The organism is Planococcus wigleyi (assembly GCF_014836985.1).
Lineage (GTDB): Bacteria > Bacillota > Bacilli > Bacillales_A > Planococcaceae > Planococcus > Planococcus notacanthi.
Window position 1 is genome coordinate 21,231 of record NZ_JACSPU010000005.1, and the last position, 18,679, is coordinate 39,909.

General features: G+C 44.5%; 17 protein-coding genes. 6 read left to right on the top strand and 11 right to left on the bottom strand.

What is annotated here, in order from left to right; all coding sequences use genetic code 11:
- Positions 1–58 precede the first annotated feature (58 nt).
- From H9630_RS13885 to H9630_RS13905, 5 genes are all read right to left on the bottom strand, one after another.
- Positions 59–1,297 (bottom strand): helix-turn-helix domain-containing protein, encoded by a 1,239-nt coding sequence (locus H9630_RS13885; RefSeq protein WP_191716095.1) that lies wholly within the window; start codon positions 1,295–1,297, stop codon positions 59–61.
- 96 nt (positions 1,298–1,393) lie between these two features.
- Positions 1,394–2,653, bottom strand: a complete 1,260-nt coding sequence (locus H9630_RS13890) for a S8 family peptidase (RefSeq protein ID WP_191716096.1) — start codon at positions 2,651–2,653, stop codon at positions 1,394–1,396.
- Positions 2,654–2,922: 269 nt separating this feature from the next.
- A complete protein-coding gene (locus H9630_RS13895; protein WP_191716097.1) occupies positions 2,923–4,554 on the bottom strand; it encodes a glycoside hydrolase family 13 protein in 1,632 nt (543 codons plus the stop codon).
- 63 nt (positions 4,555–4,617) lie between these two features.
- Positions 4,618–5,580, bottom strand: coding sequence for an aldo/keto reductase (locus tag H9630_RS13900; protein ID WP_191716098.1), 963 nt, complete (start codon positions 5,578–5,580; stop codon positions 4,618–4,620).
- Positions 5,581–5,752: 172 nt separating this feature from the next.
- Positions 5,753–7,777 (bottom strand): penicillin-binding transpeptidase domain-containing protein, encoded by a 2,025-nt coding sequence (locus H9630_RS13905; RefSeq protein ID WP_191716099.1) that lies wholly within the window; start codon positions 7,775–7,777, stop codon positions 5,753–5,755.
- A 284-nt stretch (positions 7,778–8,061) separates the two neighbouring features.
- On the opposite strand from H9630_RS13905, the gene H9630_RS13910 reads away from it, so the two are divergent.
- Both H9630_RS13910 and H9630_RS13915 read left to right on the top strand, forming a co-directional pair.
- On the top strand, positions 8,062–9,339 hold the full coding sequence (locus H9630_RS13910) for a glucose-6-phosphate isomerase (RefSeq protein WP_191716100.1): 1,278 nt from the start codon (positions 8,062–8,064) through the stop codon (positions 9,337–9,339).
- Positions 9,340–9,475: 136 nt separating this feature from the next.
- Positions 9,476–10,057 (top strand): biotin transporter BioY, encoded by a 582-nt coding sequence (locus H9630_RS13915; protein WP_191716101.1) that lies wholly within the window; start codon positions 9,476–9,478, stop codon positions 10,055–10,057.
- Positions 10,058–10,097: 40 nt separating this feature from the next.
- On the opposite strand, the gene H9630_RS13920 is transcribed toward H9630_RS13915, so the two are convergent.
- The 5 genes from H9630_RS13920 to H9630_RS13940 form a co-directional block, all read right to left on the bottom strand.
- Positions 10,098–10,544: a HEAT repeat domain-containing protein gene (locus H9630_RS13920; protein WP_225218570.1), complete on the bottom strand. Its 447-nt coding sequence runs from the start codon at positions 10,542–10,544 to the stop codon at positions 10,098–10,100.
- A gap of 123 nt (positions 10,545–10,667) precedes the next feature.
- On the bottom strand, positions 10,668–11,909 hold the full coding sequence (locus H9630_RS13925; RefSeq protein WP_191716103.1) for a cysteine desulfurase-like protein: 1,242 nt from the start codon (positions 11,907–11,909) through the stop codon (positions 10,668–10,670).
- Between the two features lie 255 nt (positions 11,910–12,164).
- The gene (locus H9630_RS13930; RefSeq protein ID WP_191716104.1) at positions 12,165–13,127 is read right to left on the bottom strand and encodes a TRM11 family SAM-dependent methyltransferase; all 963 of its coding nucleotides are present in this window, start codon (positions 13,125–13,127) and stop codon (positions 12,165–12,167) included.
- A gap of 69 nt (positions 13,128–13,196) precedes the next feature.
- Positions 13,197–14,135, bottom strand: a complete 939-nt coding sequence (locus H9630_RS13935) for a ketopantoate reductase family protein (RefSeq protein ID WP_191716105.1) — start codon at positions 14,133–14,135, stop codon at positions 13,197–13,199.
- A gap of 141 nt (positions 14,136–14,276) precedes the next feature.
- On the bottom strand, positions 14,277–15,326 hold the full coding sequence (locus tag H9630_RS13940) for a YkvI family membrane protein (protein ID WP_191716449.1): 1,050 nt from the start codon (positions 15,324–15,326) through the stop codon (positions 14,277–14,279).
- A gap of 210 nt (positions 15,327–15,536) precedes the next feature.
- On the opposite strand from H9630_RS13940, the gene H9630_RS13945 reads away from it, so the two are divergent.
- The 4 genes from H9630_RS13945 (at position 15,537) to H9630_RS13960 (ending at position 17,741) form a co-directional block, all read left to right on the top strand.
- On the top strand, positions 15,537–16,088 hold the full coding sequence (locus tag H9630_RS13945) for a TVP38/TMEM64 family protein (RefSeq protein ID WP_191716106.1): 552 nt from the start codon (positions 15,537–15,539) through the stop codon (positions 16,086–16,088).
- 160 nt (positions 16,089–16,248) lie between these two features.
- Positions 16,249–17,022 (top strand): alpha/beta fold hydrolase, encoded by a 774-nt coding sequence (locus H9630_RS13950; RefSeq protein ID WP_191716107.1) that lies wholly within the window; start codon positions 16,249–16,251, stop codon positions 17,020–17,022.
- Positions 17,023–17,133: 111 nt separating this feature from the next.
- On the top strand, positions 17,134–17,334 hold the full coding sequence (locus H9630_RS13955; RefSeq protein ID WP_191716108.1) for a YvdQ family spore coat protein: 201 nt from the start codon (positions 17,134–17,136) through the stop codon (positions 17,332–17,334).
- A gap of 131 nt (positions 17,335–17,465) precedes the next feature.
- Positions 17,466–17,741, top strand: coding sequence for a spore coat protein (locus tag H9630_RS13960; protein WP_191716450.1), 276 nt, complete (start codon positions 17,466–17,468; stop codon positions 17,739–17,741).
- 37 nt (positions 17,742–17,778) lie between these two features.
- On the opposite strand, the gene H9630_RS13965 is transcribed toward H9630_RS13960, so the two are convergent.
- Positions 17,779–18,606 (bottom strand): undecaprenyl-diphosphate phosphatase, encoded by an 828-nt coding sequence (locus H9630_RS13965; RefSeq protein WP_191716109.1) that lies wholly within the window; start codon positions 18,604–18,606, stop codon positions 17,779–17,781.
- Positions 18,607–18,679 lie beyond the last annotated feature (73 nt).

The following is an 18,679-nucleotide window of genomic DNA, read 5'->3' on the forward strand; positions in this document are numbered from 1 at the left end:
ACCATCACACCCAATAAACCAGTGGACAAGGCTGATAGCAGAAACAGTTTTGTTTTCATCATTTCAATTCACCGCCATTCTCTTCCCGATAAGATTGGTAAAAATAAGCTTTTTCCCAATCTTCTTGTTTTTGGTAATAATCTGCTAATTCAGCTGCAATAGTTTTCGTTTCCTTTATATAACCATGTTTTCTGAAAAATGGAAACATTTTTTCTTCAGAATAGGTCAAAAGATCTGGTTGGGAAAAATTTCTTTTATCGAAGTAATTGGCATAAATATGAAAGTATTTATCCTCTAATGGATTGCTGATTGCTTTCAGTTCCTCAATCAGCAGCGTGGCATTTTGGCCTGTTTCAACCATTGCTTCCAATAAACTTAATAGTACAGCTTTGTAGAAATAACTGTCGGGAGTTATTTTGTCTTTTAATGCATGCAGTATTTCTAAGGCTTCCCCATGCTCGCCTTTGATTTTCAGCAACTCGGTGTAGTTGTAGAGTGTTTGGTTATGCAATTCCATTTGTTTCGTCAAGTGCGTGTTGCGGATCAGCACTTCGTAAATGCTTTCTGCCTGTACCAGCAGGTTTCTCCGGGTATAATTGATGGCCAACAGCATTTGCGCATGCAGGAGCCGGATGTAATTATGGTGAAGCTGGAAAGATCGTACCGCCAGTTCTGCGTAATGCGCAGACAACTCATAGCGGTCAGCCAGCACCAGCATGCGTGCCTTCTGGTAATAAAACTCCCCTTCAAACTTTTGAGGAATGCTCTGGATTCCTGAATCCAGGTTGTTTAGGAATTCGAGGGACCGGCTGTTGTCCCCCATCATAGAGGAGTACAGCGATTGAAAAAACTGATGTACCCAAAGCTCTGCTGCTAAAAAAGAAGCTTTCATGCGTTCCAGCAGCTTTTTCTGCCGTTCTGCCTTGACTCTGTCATTGTCATAAATATAAAAACGGAATTTATACAATTCGTACTGGTTCACCAACCCGGTGGATTGTATATAATCATTTTCCACTTCAAGTTGCTGGTACAAATTGCGCATGGTTTCAAGATCGTAATGAAGAGAGCAGTCAACAAATCTCCCGAGCAGTTTTTCCAGCCGCTTATGCTTTTCCAGTTCTTTGTTCAATTGGACGCCCATTTTCAACAACAATGCCTTGATAGTGGATTCGTGCGGCAAATAAGCATTGGATTCGATTTTGCTCAAATGAGAAATCGAACAGATGCCATCTGCCAATTGAGATTGCGTCAAATTGTTTTTCGAGCGGTAGTATTTGATAATCGAGCCGACGTTCATAATTTCACCCTTTTTTACAGATTAAAAGAAATATACCATAAAAAAACAATCCCGACATTTTTGAAGGGATTGTTTGGCATTTAAAGTTATTACTGTTTATTGTACACGTGAGAATCCAAAGCCTGATGCGTAATCATCACCAACACCAGCACCTGATCCTGAAAGGATGTCATATGCTTTGGCGCGATTTTGCAGATTCGCACGAATTTGGACGTTTGAAGAATTTGGAGTCGTTGCCCAAATTTTTGCTGCAAGGCCTGCTGCATGCGGCGAAGCCATTGAAGTTCCACTGATTGTTGCATAGCCGCCTGTATACCAAGCAGAGTATACCGCTGCTCCAGGAGCTGAAACTTCAACATCGTATTTGCCGATTGAATAATCGCCATCTGTAGAGCTATAGCCGCGTGAAGAGAAATCCGCCACACGGTATGTGCCGTTCTGGATCACGTTTTCAAGTGCCGCAACTGCTACTGCATTCGGCAATGCGCCTGGGAAGCCGATTGATCCTTGTGCAGGACCTGAGTTGCCAGCTGCTGCAATAATCAATACCCCTTTGTTATATGCATAGTTGACTGCGTTTGTAATCAAGCTGCTTTCCGCAGAAGATCCTAGAGACATATTGATGACTACTTTCGTTTTTAAAGCAGTAGCCTGATCTGCAACGTGGCGAATAGCTGCAGCAATATCATCGGAAGAACCTGAACCATCGTCGCCTAATACCTTATAAGCCCAAAGATCGGATTGAGGAGCAACTCCATATAATCCTCCATTCCCATTCGCAAGAGCTGAACCGGCTACGTGTGTGCCATGCCCCTGACGATCTGTACAGGTGCCGTTTGTGATGCTCGCGCCTAGAGTAAAGTCTTTACATTGTTCAATATTGCCCGATAGATCGGGATGATTCACATTAACCCCAGTATCCAGAACGGCGATATTGATGCCAGCACCACCTGATGTCTTGGCCAGGCTGGAATTATTATAGATTGCTTTAATGCCCCATGGCGTCGCTTGAGAAGCAGCCATTGTTGAATATTTGGCAAGCGGTTCAGAAGATGTGGCTTCAATGCTGTATTCAGGAACTTTTTCTACTTTTATATTTTTGTTTTTCTGGAGAGCCTCATATTGCTTTGCGTTCATATTGGTGGTGAATCCTTCACCTTTAAAATCCCATTGGACCCCGTATTGGTTTTTAGCATTTTTCAGGTCCTGTTGATTCGCCGAATCGACGAGTACACGGAATTTCTCATTGCCATTCGCTGTTTCAGTGGATTCCCCGTTGGCGCTGACGCCCATTGCCGGTATTAGCAAAGTAGCTGCCAACATTGCCGTCGTAATGAATTTTGCTGATTTCTTCATCGTTCAATCCCCTTTTCCAATATGGTATATGGCTGTTAGGATCCAGGAGCGGCGTCCCGCACCTTAACGTAATCCCGGTTGGTGAACCTGCCATACACTTACGTTAGCAGAACATCCGTTTTTCCGTAATTGGGAAATTCTCAAGAAAATTCCGACCATAAAACGATTATGAGCTTATATACTCATACATTTGTGCCTATTTATTTTCCACATCAAAAGCCTCCTCATTGTTAAGTAAAACAATGAGGAGGCTTAATTTACCTGCTATGCTATCCATAAATTTCTTTTTTCATAAAATAGATGCATGCTTCATAAGGTTGAAGCACCCCTTTAACCCGTTTTTCGTAATTGGTCAGAAGAAGTTCAGCATCATACGGCGTATTCCATGTGCAAGGGCGTTCGCTTAAATTGGAAGCAATCAGCATTTTGGTATAGCGGTCTTCCCGTACATAAGCATAGACATCGGGGCAACCGGAATCCGTCAAATTGGTCGTTCCGTATACCAGCACATCCCAGTTTTGCCGCAGGTGAATCATCTTTTTATAATAAGACCAAATGGATTTCGGGTCGTCTTTCTGAGCTTCTACATTCAGCCATTTATAATTTGGGTTTACTGCCAGCCATGGTTCGGCAGTTGAGAAGCCACCGTATTTCCTGCTGTTCCATTGCATCGGCGTACGGGCATGGTCTCGGCTGATTTTTTTGATGATTTTCATCAAATCTTCATGGGGAACGCCTTCTTTGCGGTTGTACCGGTACATATTTTTGGTTTCAATGTCATTGTACATGTCAATATCATCAAACGGCGCATTGGTCATCCCGATTTCCTGCCCTTGATAGATGAATGGCGTGCCCTGCATGAAAAAGTACATGCATCCCAAAGCCGTTGCACTTTCAAACCAATAATCCCGATCATTTCCCCAAATGGAAACCGTTCTTGGGCGGTCATGGTTTTCAAGATACAGGGAGTTCCATGCGACACCGTGGGCTGCTTTTTGCCAGCGGTCCAGAACTTCTCTTAAATCTTCTACGTCCAATCCGCCATTAACTTCATCACTGGCTGCTTCCAAGGCTTCCCGATGGAAAATCATATTGAATTTACCCTCATGCTCACTGATCCATTGTTCCATGTCATGTGATTTAACGCTGTTTGCTTCGCCAACTGTGACAATATCATAACCCGAAAAAGCTTTCTCTTTCAATTCTGCCAGCATTTCCTGCAGACCTTCCACTTCCGTGAATTTTTCCCAAGCTGGAACATACGGAAGGTATTTAGGATTTGGCATATCGCTGTATTCTTTCTTTATATGGTTGATAGCATCTACACGGAAACCATCAACTCCTTTATCCAGCCACCAGCGGATCATTTCATAGACGGCTTTGCGCATATCTTCATTTTCCCAATTCAAATCCACTTGGTTTTTGGTGAAGATATGGAGATAGTATTGATTGGATTTCGGGTCAAAAGTCCATGCTGGTCCCCCGAAAATACATTCCCAATTGGTTTGCTGGTCCCGCCAGACATACCAATCTCGTTTCGGACTATCTTTTGAAGAACGGGATTCCACAAACCACGGATGCTGGTCACTTGTATGATTAATAACCAGATCGATGATGAGTCGCATTCCTCTTTTATGGACTTCTTTGAGTAAACGGTCAAAATCCTCCATCGTTCCCATTTCGTCCATAATGGCCTGATAATCACTGATATCATACCCATTATCTACATTTGGGGATTTATACATTGGACAAATCCAGATGATGCTGATGCCCAAGTCGTTTAAATAATCCAGTTTTTCTGTCACGCCATTTAAATCCCCGATGCCATCCCCATTTGAATCATTAAAGCTCCGTGGATAAATTTGATAGACTACGGCTTCTTTCCACCAGGTTTTTTTCAAGTTCCTCTCCCTCTTCCTAACATTGGAAATCGCTATTATCGGTTCATTTTTCCTGATCAGCTTCTAATTTACTTTTGCCACTTGCGCTTTTAGATTTTCTGGCCATTTCCAACCACTGATGTCCGCAGCCTCTGAGACATGATACGGTTTGCTTGCACCCACGATTGCGGAAGTAACTGCCGGTTGGTTCAGCGTCCATGCCAATGCAAACTGCGACAACTGACACTCCTGCTCAACTGCCAAATCGTTGTAAGCAGCGACCCGTTCAAAATTAGCTTCCGTAAAATAACGCTGAATAAGATCTTCTCCTTTTGCTGCACGGCTGCCTTCGGGCATATCGCCTTTTGCTTTGTATTTTCCGGACAGCATGCCCCGTGCCATAGGGCTGTAGACCAGCAGACCCGTTTTCTCAGCTGCGCAATAAGGAACTACCTCTCTTTCCAATTCGCGCGATAATAAATTATATTCGGACTGGCTCGAAACGAAATGCTCGAGACTATGAAAATCACTGATCCCTCTTGCTTTCGCCATTTGCCATGCAGCAAAATTCGAACAGCCGATATAGCGGACCTTCCCCTGTCTCACCAAATCCGTCAGCGCAGACAAAGTTTCTTCCAATGGAGTCGTTTCATCAAAGCGGTGCACTTGGTACAAATCAATCCACTCGGTCTGAAGACGCCTCAACGACTCTTCTGCCTGCTGCATGATATGAAGCTTTGAAAGCCCTTGCTGGTTTGGGCCTTTGCCCATCGGCAACCCGACTTTTGTGGCTAGGATTGTCTGATTCCGTTTTCCTTTCAAGTACTTGCCGACAATTTCTTCACATTCTCCTGTCCCATATTTAAACGGCTCATCCTGTCCCTTGCCGTAAAAATTGGCGGTATCGATTACATTGATTCCTCGATCCATCGCTACATCCATGATTTCAAATGAAGCCTGTTCATCTATCCAACGCCCAAAAGCCATGGTGCCCAAACTTATCGCTGAAATCTTCATTCCCGTTTCCCCTAAATGTCTGTATTCCACCCAATCCCCCCTAACGCTTATGGTCCGTAATTCCGCAGCAATTCCTTTACCTTTTCTATTCAATATTCATATGGGAATTCCTGCAATTAACTCCGTTATTTTTCGGATAATTCCAAATACTTCGCTATACAAAAATAAAAACAGCTACCTGAAGAAAGGGTAGCTGCTGCGGTTATCGATTCTGCTTATACTCTTCAAAGACTTTCGCTGCAAATCCGGCGACATAATCACTTCCGCCATTGTCTTCAATAGATTCAATCATCATTGCAAGAATAAAGTCCGGCTGATCGGAATCATACGCAACGAAAAAGCCGTTTTCCTGACCTTCTTCTCCGATTGCACCTTTCAATTCAGCAGTACCCGTTTTACCGGCAATTTTTACGGAAGAGCTATTGGCTGACTGGGCGTAGCCGTCCACTACAACATTACGCATCCCTTTGCGCAGTATCGCAGCATTTTCTGCACTCAGCACTCCCTCTTTCCATACCTGCCCTTTCTCCTCTTCCATATACAGCAGCGGCTTATACATGATGCCGTCTGTCAGGAAGGGCTGATACATCGTAGCCAGATGAAGAATATTCGTCAGCATCTGTCCTTGGCCGAAAGAAGTATCGGCCAGTTGGCCTTCAGATCCTAAAGTGCCTTCATTGGAAATCTGTGAAGGCTGCAATTCCAGGGCAAAGGGAATTTCCTCACCAAACCCGAAGTTCTTCAAACCTGCTACAAATGTTTCGTTACCCATTTCGAGCGCTTGGCGGGCAAAATAGATATTGTCCGAATACACCAATGCTTTATTCAAATCGATGGGATTAGGGGCTTCCGGATGCAGACGGGATACCCGGTAATCTCCCCAAGAACCGTCTTTTTGCCAGGTTGCTCCATCAATCTGCAGACCTTGCGCGGGATCAAGCGCTCCCGCTTCCATGCCGATAGCGGCTGTCACGGGTTTGATGGTCGAACCTGGTGCATATGCTGCGCCAAAACGGTTGAAAAGCGGATTCAAGGGATCTTCGCTCAGTTCCTTGAAGCGGCTTTCACTGATGCCCAGCATGTATTCGTTCGGATCATAAGCCGGTGAGCTGGCCAAGACAAGCGTTTCTCCCGTTTCCGGATTGACCGCTGCACTGGTGCCCGCTTCCCCTTTCATCGACTCATAGGTCGATTTCTGGAGTTCGGCATCAATCGTCAAGATGATTGTTTCCCCATTTTCAGCCGGTGTTTCAGCGACTGTCACCTTTTCTCCATTTTCACCTTGCTTGGCGATAACAATTTTTACGCCATTAGCACCATGAAGACGCTCTTCCAAGATTTGCTCGAGCCCTCTTCTGCCGATCGAGTCAGTGTTTGTATAACCTTGATCTTTCAATTCCTCTAACTTTTCAGCAGTGATAGGTCCAATGTAGCCACTTAAATGGCCAAGAGCTTCCCCGTAGGGATATTCACGCATCGCGGTTTCCTGATAAGTGACGCCTGAAATTGCTGTCGCTTTCTCCAATAACTCCGTATCGTTTTTAGCCGCTTTCGAAATCGGGACAAACTGATTGTCCTGAACCCAGCTTTGCCCTAATTTTTCATCAATAGAAGCCACAGAAATTCCGAGAACATTTGCCAGATCATCTTTGGCAGAGGCTTCTGTAAAGTTCTCAGGAACCACTCCGATGTTAAAGCCCGTTCCATTGATGGCAATCGGCTGCTCGTTGCGGTCCAGTATTTCTCCACGCACTGATTTTGTTGTAGATACCTGTACTTCATCTCCTTTTTCCAGCTGTTCAAAGATAAAGGATGGATCCCATTCAACAAACCAATCTTCAGTTTCTTCCTTCGTTTCAAATAACAAAGTCATCGTTTTTTCAAATTCAACAGGCCCTGCCAGTGTATCCATCTTCACTTGCACAGGAAAGTCTGCCGGTTTTTCCGTATCCCATTTTGCATCCTCATCCGGATTCGTATAAGTCACTTCAACATTCTCAATCGCCAGATCTTCATAAAGCTTTTGCTGCCGTTCGACAAAATCTTCCGAAGCATAGGCTTCTTTCGTACCGCTATTTAAATAAGCGGTGTACATCTCCGAAAACTCTCCATTGTTCCAATGCTCTATGTATTCCTTCAGTCTGTCTTCAGGCGTCGCCTGCTGCTGGCAACCAGCCAAAAAAAGCAGCACAGCCAATGCCAAGATGATTGAAAATTTCTTTGCCATACAATAACCCCCAGTTGTTTTCTTTATTTTACCAATAAACAACAGCAAGGTGAAAGAATAAAAACTTTAATTGGAAAGTTGAATTAGAAAAGCCGATATTCTCCTTGTTTCTTGCAGTCATCTCTACAGTTTAGAAGAAAAAACGGGTTGTTTACTGATCACTTTGAGTAATGGGCAGTGGACTTTTCTTGGAGAGTTTTTGAACGCTCTATTCAAAGCATAAAACTTCTGCTATTTCCCTTTTCAATATGGTAAACTGTTTAACAAAAGACAGGAGGGTGAATATGGTTAATGTTACATTTTCAGAGTCTATTGGCTCTGTACTAACACTTGAAAAAAGAACTCAGTTAAAGCAGATTCATGAAAACCTTTATAACAAAGAAGGAAAAGGCTCGGATTTCCTTGGCTGGCTGGATTGGCCAAGTACGCTTGATGAGGAATTCTTGGCAAAAGTCGAAAAAACTGCTGCCCAAATTCGTGACAATGCGGATGTACTGGTCGTCATCGGCATCGGCGGTTCATACCTCGGCGCCAAAGCTGTATTATCAGCATTGGATCCTTATTTCAGTAAGGAATCGGGGCTGGAAGTCGTATTTGCAGGACATCAGGTCAGCGGTGAATACTTAAAGCAATTGCTTGCCCATCTTGAAGGCAAACGCGTTATGGTCAATGTCATTTCCAAATCAGGGAAAACAACAGAGCCGGCTATCGCTTTCCGTTTCCTGAAGGATTATATGGAAAAACGCTATGGCCAGGAAGCTGCTGAGCGGATCATTGTCACAACTGATGCTGAAAAAGGTGCTTTGCTGACACTTGCTGAGGAGAACGGCTATGAACGTTTTGTGGTACCTGCAGATGTGGGCGGCCGTTATTCTGTTTTCACCGCTGTCGGGTTGGTGCCGATTGCGGCGGCTGGTTATTCCATTCGCGAGCTGATCGCTGGAGCAGCCAATGCTGAAGAACTGTACAACAACACTGATGCTGACGAAAATCCAGCATTGCAGTACGCAGCAGTCCGCCACCAGCTTTATGTGGAAGGCTATACCACAGAAGTGATGGCAACTTTCGAACCGAAACTTTCTTTCGTCCAGGAATGGTGGAAGCAATTGTTCGGTGAAAGCGAAGGCAAAGAAGGTAAAGGGATTTTCCCTGCATCGGTCTCCTTTACCACAGATCTTCATTCCATGGGGCAATACATCCAGGATGGCAAACGCAATTTATTTGAAACTTTCCTGCTGGTCCAGGAAGCAAATGAAGACCTGACAATCTTTGAAGCCGAAAACGATGATGATGAATTGAATTACATGGCTGGACTTTCCTTGCAGGAATTCAATCATGTAGCATACAAAGGCACATCGAGCGCACATTTGGATGGCGGCGTCCCTCAACTCAGCCTGACGATTCCTAAAATCAACGAATATCACCTAGGCCACTTGCTGTATTTCTATATGCTGGCATGTGCCTACAGTGCCTATCTGCTCGATATCAACCCGTTCGATCAGCCAGGAGTAGAAGATTACAAGAACAACATCTTCAAACTATTGAACAAACCTGGATTTTAATGTAATAAATAAAAGCTGACCTCAAGGGGTCAGCTTTTTTGGTGTTTGATTTGTGTTAACTAAAATAAAAAATAGGTTGACTTAAATATTTTATCTGATTATACTCAATTTATAATAAATAGCAGGAGGCATATTGATGACGACCACAACAGCCCGATCGGCCAATCATTCCCGCACTTTGCAATTGGTACATATCGCCATGTTCGCAGCCTTGATGGCTATTGGCGCAAATATCGCTTCTTTTTTAATTATCGGCGGCGTTCCGATTACCCTCCAGACTTTCTTTTCCATTTTGGCAGGTATTTTGCTCGGCAGCCGGATTGGGGCCATCTCCATGATTGTATACGCATTTATCGGCCTTGCCGGCGTACCCGTCTTCGCAAAATTCTCAGGCGGCATGGATACCTTGATCAGCCCGACATTCGGCTTTATTCTTTCTTATATTTTCGTTGCTTATATTGTCGGATTGATTGTGGAGAAGTGGCCTTCCAAAAAAGGCTTCATCATTGCGGCACTGACCGGGACAGCCATCAATTATTTATTCGGCACCAATTGGATGTATGCAGCCTATAAGCTCTGGTTTGCTGCTCCTGAAGGTTTCACCTACCAGCTGGCTTGGGCCTGGATGGCCGTGCCGCTTCCAAAAGATTTGATACTCGCAGTACTCGCTGGATTATTTGGCTACCGTTTACGGCCGATCATCCAAAAATACCGCTAGAAAAAACCGGAAGCCTCAAAGGCCTCCGGTTTTTTATTGTTTATTTAGTTGGTGCAGATTTCCACTGGTCTTCCAACCATTTTTCGAAATCCTCGCCTTTATCGCCTTTATACGTATCGTAGATATCCACACGCATTTTTTGCAGCTTCACTTTGAAGTCTTCATAGCTGTGGTCTGCAGGCAAACTTTTTTTGATGCGCACAAGCACTTTAGAAGTGTCTTTGATCAAATCAAATTTCTTCCGTTCCGGCATATGGACGTTTTCTCCAAAACCTTTTAACTTCTCATAAGCTGCTTCTTGTACCTGATAGACAGGGTCATGGTTCATGCGATGTGTCAAAAGGTCGATCGTTGGATCGCTTTTCCACTTGCCAAGCTCTTCAACCGCAGCCAAACGTTCTTTCCAGTTGGCTGTCCGGTTCGCCGCTTTTTTCAATTCGTCGTAATTCGGTGGTAAATTCGGTATGTTTTTGTTCGGTTGTTTCAAAAAATTCATTCTCCTTTTTTCATCTCCCTTTGCGGGAAATGATGTAATGCTCTCCGTTGACGGAACAAGTTCCCACCAGTATACCACCAATCGGGGCAAAAAGAAAAAGGTCGACTATTCATACTACAGTTTGACTACTTCTTCAACTCCAGCAATCAACCGCTCCACTTCCTCTTCTGTACTGTAAGGCGCAAGCCCAGCCCGTACCCAGCCGCCGCTGCCATTGACGCCCAGTACATCGCCCAAAGTTGATGCATAAAAATGGCCGGCCGCGACAAAAATGCTGCACTCTTCAGCTAACCGTCTGCAAACTTCTCCCGGTTCAATGCCGGCTACCTGGAAAGCGACGGTCGGTGTTTTCAGGACATCGGCCGCCGCCTGCGTTACCGTCACGCCTCGAATCGCTGCCAAACCCTCCCGCAACTGATTCGCCAATCTGTTTTCATAAGCTTCAATGTGTTCCATTCCACTTAAGATTCGTTCCCGACGGGTTTCACCTTCGCCGAGTCCCGCGAAAAATTCAATAGCTGGACGAATGCCTGCGATGCCTTCGTGGTTTTGCGTTCCGGTCTCCAATTTATCTGGATAATAGCTCGGTGAAGTGGTCAGCTTATAAGGTTCAAGGTCCTCGAAAACTTCTTCTTTGATGGCTGCAATGCCGATATGCGGACCGAAGAACTTATAGGCGGAGCACAATAAGATATCAATCGCCTGCTGGTCCCGGTCAATCGGCAGATGCGGAGCCGCATGTACAGCATCCGCTACCATCAAGGCACCGACTTTTTTCGCCCGTTCAGCGAAAGGCTGGAGATCGACGACCGTGCCAATGGCGTTGGAAGCCATTCCGACCGCAATAATTTTCGTTTTTTCATTAATTAAATTATCCAAGTCCGTCAGATCCAAGGTTTTTGTTTCGGTATCGACTTTGACCCAACGAACGGTTAATCCGCGATCTTCTGCCATCATAATCCACGGATCGACATTGGCACGGTGATCCATTTCGGTGACGACGATTTCGTCACCCGCTTTGAATTTCTTGCCAAGCGCATTGGCAATGGCAATCGTCAAAGTCGTCATGTTGGCACCGAAGGCCACTTCCTTTGCTTGGACATTGAGGAAATCAGCGACCGCCGACCTTGCCTCTGAAATGATTCCCTCGGTTTCCCAGCTGGATGGGAATGTCCCATGAAGATTGCCGCCCCCTCTTTCCATATAGCCGGCAATTGCCTCGATTGCTGACTTGACGACCTGTGATCCTCCTGGGCCATCAAAATAAACTACGGGTCTCCCTTTATACGTTCTGGACAAAGCCGGGAATTGTTCCCGAACTTTGGTGATTGGAAAAGTCGTTTTGGTGGTTTTCATTGTCTGCAGCTCCTTTTTCATTAAGTTACTGTTAACGTATTCAATTTTCCATTCGAATCTCCTTTATTTTTGGATGATTTACAGAATACGATTCGTTCAGGATGAAATACAATCCATTTGAGACCAAATACGATCCATTGCGCCTGAAATACAGTCCGTTTAAGCTTAAATACAGTCCAATGCATAAAACAGCTGATTCCATCACCATTCAGTCAACAAAAAAACGCCGCAAATCGCGGCGTTGCCTTTATTCCGTTAAACTGCTTTCTGGCAGACCAGAATTTCACGCAGGAACATCCCTTTTTTTGCGATGCAGCGGTCTGTGACGACAAATCCGGCTTCTTCGATCATATGGTCCATCGTCTCAATCGTGACGACCAGCAGTTTCTCCGTAAACGGATGGGCATCTTTCAAGATCGCCAATTGGTCTGCAGGGGTTGCATGTGTGTATAAATTATAGGGCATATCGATGATAGCTACATCGTACCGCTCTTCGACTTCCGCGATCGGACCGAGATTGACGTCGCCTGACAAACCGAAATGAGCGATATTTTCACGTGATCCTTCAACCACCAGCGGATTGATGTCACGACCAACAATGTCAATGCCCATCGATAATGCCTCCACCAAAACCGTGCCGATGCCGCAGCATGGATCGATCGCTTTAACGCCTTTCGGTTCCGGCACTGCAATATTTGCCACTGCCCGTGCGACTCGTGTACTGAGTGCCGTTGAATATTCCCTTGGCTTTTTCATATGCTTAAACCAAATCGGTTCACTTTGAAGATAACGCCCGAAATACCAACGCCCTTCAAAAGGAATCAAACCGAATGTCACATCCGGATTGTGAACATCCGCCTCTCCTGTAATAGCCGAACCGATCTGTCGTTCAACATCCCGTTTCCCTGAATAATCGACTTGGTCCTGTTCAGACAATCCATTGATCTTTAGAAAAATCACTTTGAACGTCGTTTCGCTCATGTCTATTTCCGTGGATTTTTCAATGATCGCCTGAAGGGTATCGGCTTCAAAAAACAATTCGATGCGTTCTTTAATGAACGGGCTTCGGCTGGGATTGATGGCCACTCCGCTTTTGATGATTTTTTCAGTCGTGTCTTTTCCGAAAAAAGACCGCATTTCCAATTGGCATAAAGCTTCTTCATCATTTGTGTAGGCATACGTATAAAGATAATCACCTGTTGCAGTTAATCGATTCAATTCATCCCGTCCTTATCTGCCCTTTTGTGCAGGACAATATCCCTTAAGTATAGCAGAATTTGTTGGCAGTTAGTCGACTTGAAGATCATAATTCGCTTCAATGACTTTTATGATTCCTGTTATCAAATCATTGTAAGGCGTTTCAACGCCATGCCGCTTGCCTAGTTTTGCTACAGCTCCGTTGATGGCATCGATTTCCGTTTTCCGTTTATGCATGACGTCCATCAGCATCGACGATTTATTGGCGCCAATATCTTCCCTGCCCATCCGCAGGCAATTGGCGATAATTTGTTCCGCATCCACCGCAACGCCTATCCTTTCCGCTACTTGTGCCGCTTCCCTCACGACATTCCGCAACAAGTCCTGTCCTTCATCGGTATTGAGGATGTCACCGTTTCGCAACCGGGTCAATGCGGTCAGCGAATTATAAGCAAGGTTTACGAATAATTTATTCCAGATGACAGTTTGGACATCATCAGCCAAATCCGTCTGCAGCCCCGAACGATTCAGCAAGGCAATAAAGTCCAACAGTTTTTCCTGCGCAGCTGCCTCTTCAACCGGGCCGATGTAGTTTTTCCCCCAGCCCCGATGAAGGATTCGCCCTTCACTTTCGACACTGGCACCGCAGCCCATCGTCCCTGCCGCCGATGGATTTTTCGGGAAAAACTCTTTGATCGTTTCCAGGTTTCCAAGGCCGTTTTGCATCGTAATAAGCAAGGCATCCGGAGAAAAGGAATCTCTCATAGGTTCTAATACGGCTTTATTGGCATGTGCTTTCACCAGCACCAAGACAACATCATAGCCATCCTCTTTGGAAACAGCTTGTACAACTTTTAAGGGTATGGTTGTTTCCTTGTCGTCGCGCTCGACAATCACCAATCCGCTTTGATTGATCTGCTCTATATGCGGGTTGTATCTATTATATAGAAGAACGTCAGCTTGTTGTGCTTTCAAGCGGCCAGCAAACAAACAACCCATGGCCCCTGCACCAATCACCAGTATTTTCATAGAACCCCTCTTTTCAAGCAGTTTCACTACTGCCGGTTAGCTTGAATATACCATACTAGCAGCGGATTTTTCATCATCTCTTCTGGTGGCGAGCACAATAAAAACCAGCTGCCTCCATAGCCGAGCAGCTGGTTTAGAAACTTACTTCTTTCCGACTTCGCGGATATTTGCGACTATCAGGGCTCCCACTAATAATAAGCCCAAGTAGCCGACAACCGGATAGAACCAGTTGACGAGCGCGGTAAATCCGAGAAAACTCAACAAAAATGCGGCAGCTCCTGTAATGATGACAAATAGACGGAAACGACCTGTGCCCATCTTCATGAAACGAGCTGAAAATGACAGCAATAAACTAACGGCCGTATTGTAGATCATCGCGAATATGACAATTGCCATAACGATCCCTAAAATCGGTGAAATAGTATCGGCCAGCGCCAGCATCGGCAAGTCCGAACTGCCGATCACATCGACTTTTGAGAAAATCGCGTAATAACTCAGCAACAGCAAAGCTCCGAAGCCAAGTCCACCGAGCAAGCCGCCGCGTGCCGCTACTTTTTCGTTCTTCTCTGCCCCACCCATTACCAAAGCCATGGGAGCGCCAAGCGCAATTGCTAATGCAACGTAGTTGATGGCAGATAGCAGCCAATGAGGTGTTGAAGACAATTGTTCTCTGGCAACCGGTTCAAGCTCGGCAAAACTCGAATTCATAGTAAACAAACTGTAGATGGTAATTCCAACGACCAATAAGACCAAAAATGGGGTGATGCTGCTGATGATCGTAATAACTTTTTTAACATTCAGCATGATGGTGAGAACAACGAGGATAATCATAATGCTTCGGCCAAATGCTGGTGCGAGACCAAATTGCTGGGAGAAAATCGAACCTGCTCCGGCTATCATCACAACCAGGATTCCGAATAAGGTAAGAATCAAAGTATAATCAATCACTTTTCCAAGTGTTTTTCCGCTTATGGCATAGATTACATCTTCATGGGATTTTGTATTCATCCGGCTGCCAAGGCGCGTCAAAATCATTCCTATATAACCGAACAGGGCTCCGGCAACCAAAACTGCGGCCAATCCCCAATAACCAAAGCTTGTGAAGTACTGAAGGATTTCCTGCCCGGAAGCAAAACCTGCTCCTACTACAATACCGATAAAAGCACTTGCAATCTTTAAACTTCTATTCATCATCTCTTCCTTTCATTTTTAATAGCGCGTTTCTAATCGCTCTCATTCAAGCTATTTCCTTATTTTCAAATAAAGCCACTTCTTCTCTTTCCCCGTCTGTTTAAAGTATAAACCCAAAATTCAAGAGATGTCTGTCATACTCCTTGCTTTTAAAGTCTTTTTGGCTTATCCTTCCTTATTAGTAATCACATTTAGAGAGGTCGGAACCGTATGGAGCAATTCGATCAATCCCTCGAAGTATTTATGGACAATGTCGGCTGGCTGGCACCGTTTCTCTTTATTCTCTTGCATTTATTGCGTCCCTTGTTGTTTTTGCCGGTTATTGCTGTGTGTATTGCAGGCGGCTACCTTTTCGGTTTTCTCGAAGGCGCTTTTTTATCCTTTATCGGATTGACATTAATGAGCTGGATCTCTTACCTGCTGGTCAATAAATTCCCGAAATTCCGCGGGAAAATGTCACGGCTGAAAGAGAAGATTTTTCCTGACCGCACTTTGTCGGTCGCGCAAGTCATGATTTTGCGCATCATGCCGTTTGTTCACTTTCACTTGCTGTCCTTGTATTTGATTGAAATGACCAAATCTCGAAAAGAATATATGGCAATCTCTGCTTTAGGGCTGATCGCCCCAGCCATACTTTACACGGCTTTCGGCCAAGCCATCTCGGAATTCCCCTGGTACACGACTGTCAGCATGTTCCTATTGCTTGCCGCCATCTTCAGCTTTATCGAGAAATGGCAAAATTCCAGGACACAGTCCAATTGAATAAAAAGCGTTCATGTCAACGAACTGTTACTGAACCCCCGAAAATTTTTAGCACAACTCTTTGTTGTGCTTTTTATTTTTCCCTAAAGTTAATTTCTTTCAGTACAGGGTATAACGTTACAAGAGAAGTTCAAACTGTTTGAGGAAAAGAGGATTATTTATGCCTACATTCACACGTAAGGGGATTGAATTATATTATGAAGATATTGGTGAAGGACGGCCGCTTTTGCTGCTGCATGGATTGACCAGCAACTCTGCGATGTTTTACCGTGAAATTGAATTTTTCAAAGATAAGCAACGCATCATAGCAATGGATTCGCGTGGCCATGGAAATTCGAGCCGCCAAGACTCTTATACATTACAAGATCATATAGAAGATGCCTACGCCCTCATGTCTTATTTAAAACTGGAGACTGTTGACGTTTTAGGGGTTTCGATGGGCAGCTATATCGCACAGGGGTTAGCTATCAAATATGCAGAAAAAGTAAGTAAACTGATACTGGTCGCCACAAAATCCCACGGAAGGCAATCATCCATGGCTGAGCTTTTTGAACGCCACAAGGAGATTTTCGAAGGATTGAGCATGCTGGAGAAATTCGCTGCTTCCTCCAGTTACATTTACCATAACCAACCGCTGATTGATGAGTGGCTCAGCAAAACAGCCGAACAAAGCCGCCAACTGACGATGCAGGAGCAGATCACCGCTTCTGAAGCGTTGAAGGAATTCGACTTCCGCAACCAGCTTTCTCAAATTACTGCTGAAACCTTAGTCATCAGCGGGAAATTCGACGGGTTGAATCCGCCCGAAAAAGGGCGTGAAACAGCGGTCGCCATACCTGATGCCACTTTTATGGAATTTAAGCGATCCGGGCATGGCCCAAATGTAGAACAAGCCCAGTTGTTTCTTGCAGTTGTAGACAACTTTCTCGAATAGATCATGTCAAAAGCTCCGGTTTCACAAGACGGCTTCTGATGATTTAAAAATGAGTAAACGGGTAAAGGGTAATTAGCATTTACCATTATCCATTTATGGAGGAGGAAAAACATGGCGAAGCAATTGGCAATGCACGAAAAACTGGAAGTCCATGAAGTATTGACCTTTAAAACAGCCTGTGTGGCTAAAAATAAAGTATTCAGTGGACTTGTAAAAGATCCGGAATTAAAAGCGATTCTGGAAGAAGATTTGGAACTATCCAAAAAAGCCATTAAAGATTTCCGCAAACTATTGGCCGATTCAGAGAAATAACAGACAGCATTCAATGTGGAAGGATGGATCTCATGGCAAAGAAAAATGACACCAAAACAAAGAAAGCAACGGATAAGAATAGCGCGATAAAGAAAAAAGCCAAAAAGGATAATTTAGCGATTCCCGGATCGATGCTTGATGATATGGCCATTGCCACAGATTTCCTGATAACAGCAAAAGCAGCTGTGCGAAATCTTGCCGTTGCCATCACGGAAACCGCAACTCCCGAAGTGAAAAAATTATTGCGCCGCGAATTGGATACCGCCATCGATACACATGATAAAATAGCCCAATACATGATCAAAAATGAAATGTACCATGCCTATAATGTCGATGAGCAAATTGAACATGATCTTAAAAAAGCGGATATCGCACTTGAACTCATTAAAAACAATAAATTCGTGTAATGCAAAAGGAGCCTCCAATGGAAGCTCCTTTTACTGATTATAGGAAAACAATAATTGCCAGCACAGCTGCCAATACTAGTCTGTATATGGCAAACGGCATCAGCTTGATGCGTGAGATCAGTTTCAGGAAGAATCGGATGGAGATCAATGCAAACACAAAGGCGGATACAAATCCCACAATGTAGAAAGATAGATAGTCCATTGACAAGGTATCCCAGTTCTTCAATACCGAGACGAGACTCGCTCCGAACATGATCGGAACCGCCATAATAAAGGTAAAATCAGCTGCAACCCGGTGGTTCAAGCCGAAGAGCACCCCACCTGAAATGGTTGCACCTGAGCGTGAAAATCCAGGCCATAGGGAAAGGCATTGCACGAGGCCGATCTTCAACGCCTGAAAATATGTAATTTCATCCAACGAGTTGACGGTCGGTTTTTTAGGTCCGAACTTATCTGCAACGATCATTAAGATTGCTCCGGCCACCAATGCATAGATAACGGTCTCTACACCAAACAAATGGTCATCTATCAAGTCCTTGAAAGCAAATCCAAAAACCACTGCCGGCAACATTCCAATGATGACATGCAGGAGATTAAAGCTTGAGCTTGCCTGCTGCCCTTCAATTTTATAAAGTCCGACCAAACTAAACAATCGTTTCCAAAATACTACGACAACCGCCAGAATCGACCCCAGCTGGATGACAATCTTAAATGTATTAGCAGGGTATTTCCCTAGAAATTCCTGCGATTTTAACCACATATCATCAACGATGATCAAGTGACCCGTAGAAGAAACCGGTGCAAATTCTGTCATGCCTTCTACAAACCCTAAAATTAATGCCTTAAGCAAATCAAACCAATCCATGTCCATTAATCCTGCTTTCTATAATAAAATAAGTCCTGAATCTACTAGAACGCTCTGTTAGCCAAAAGGTTGC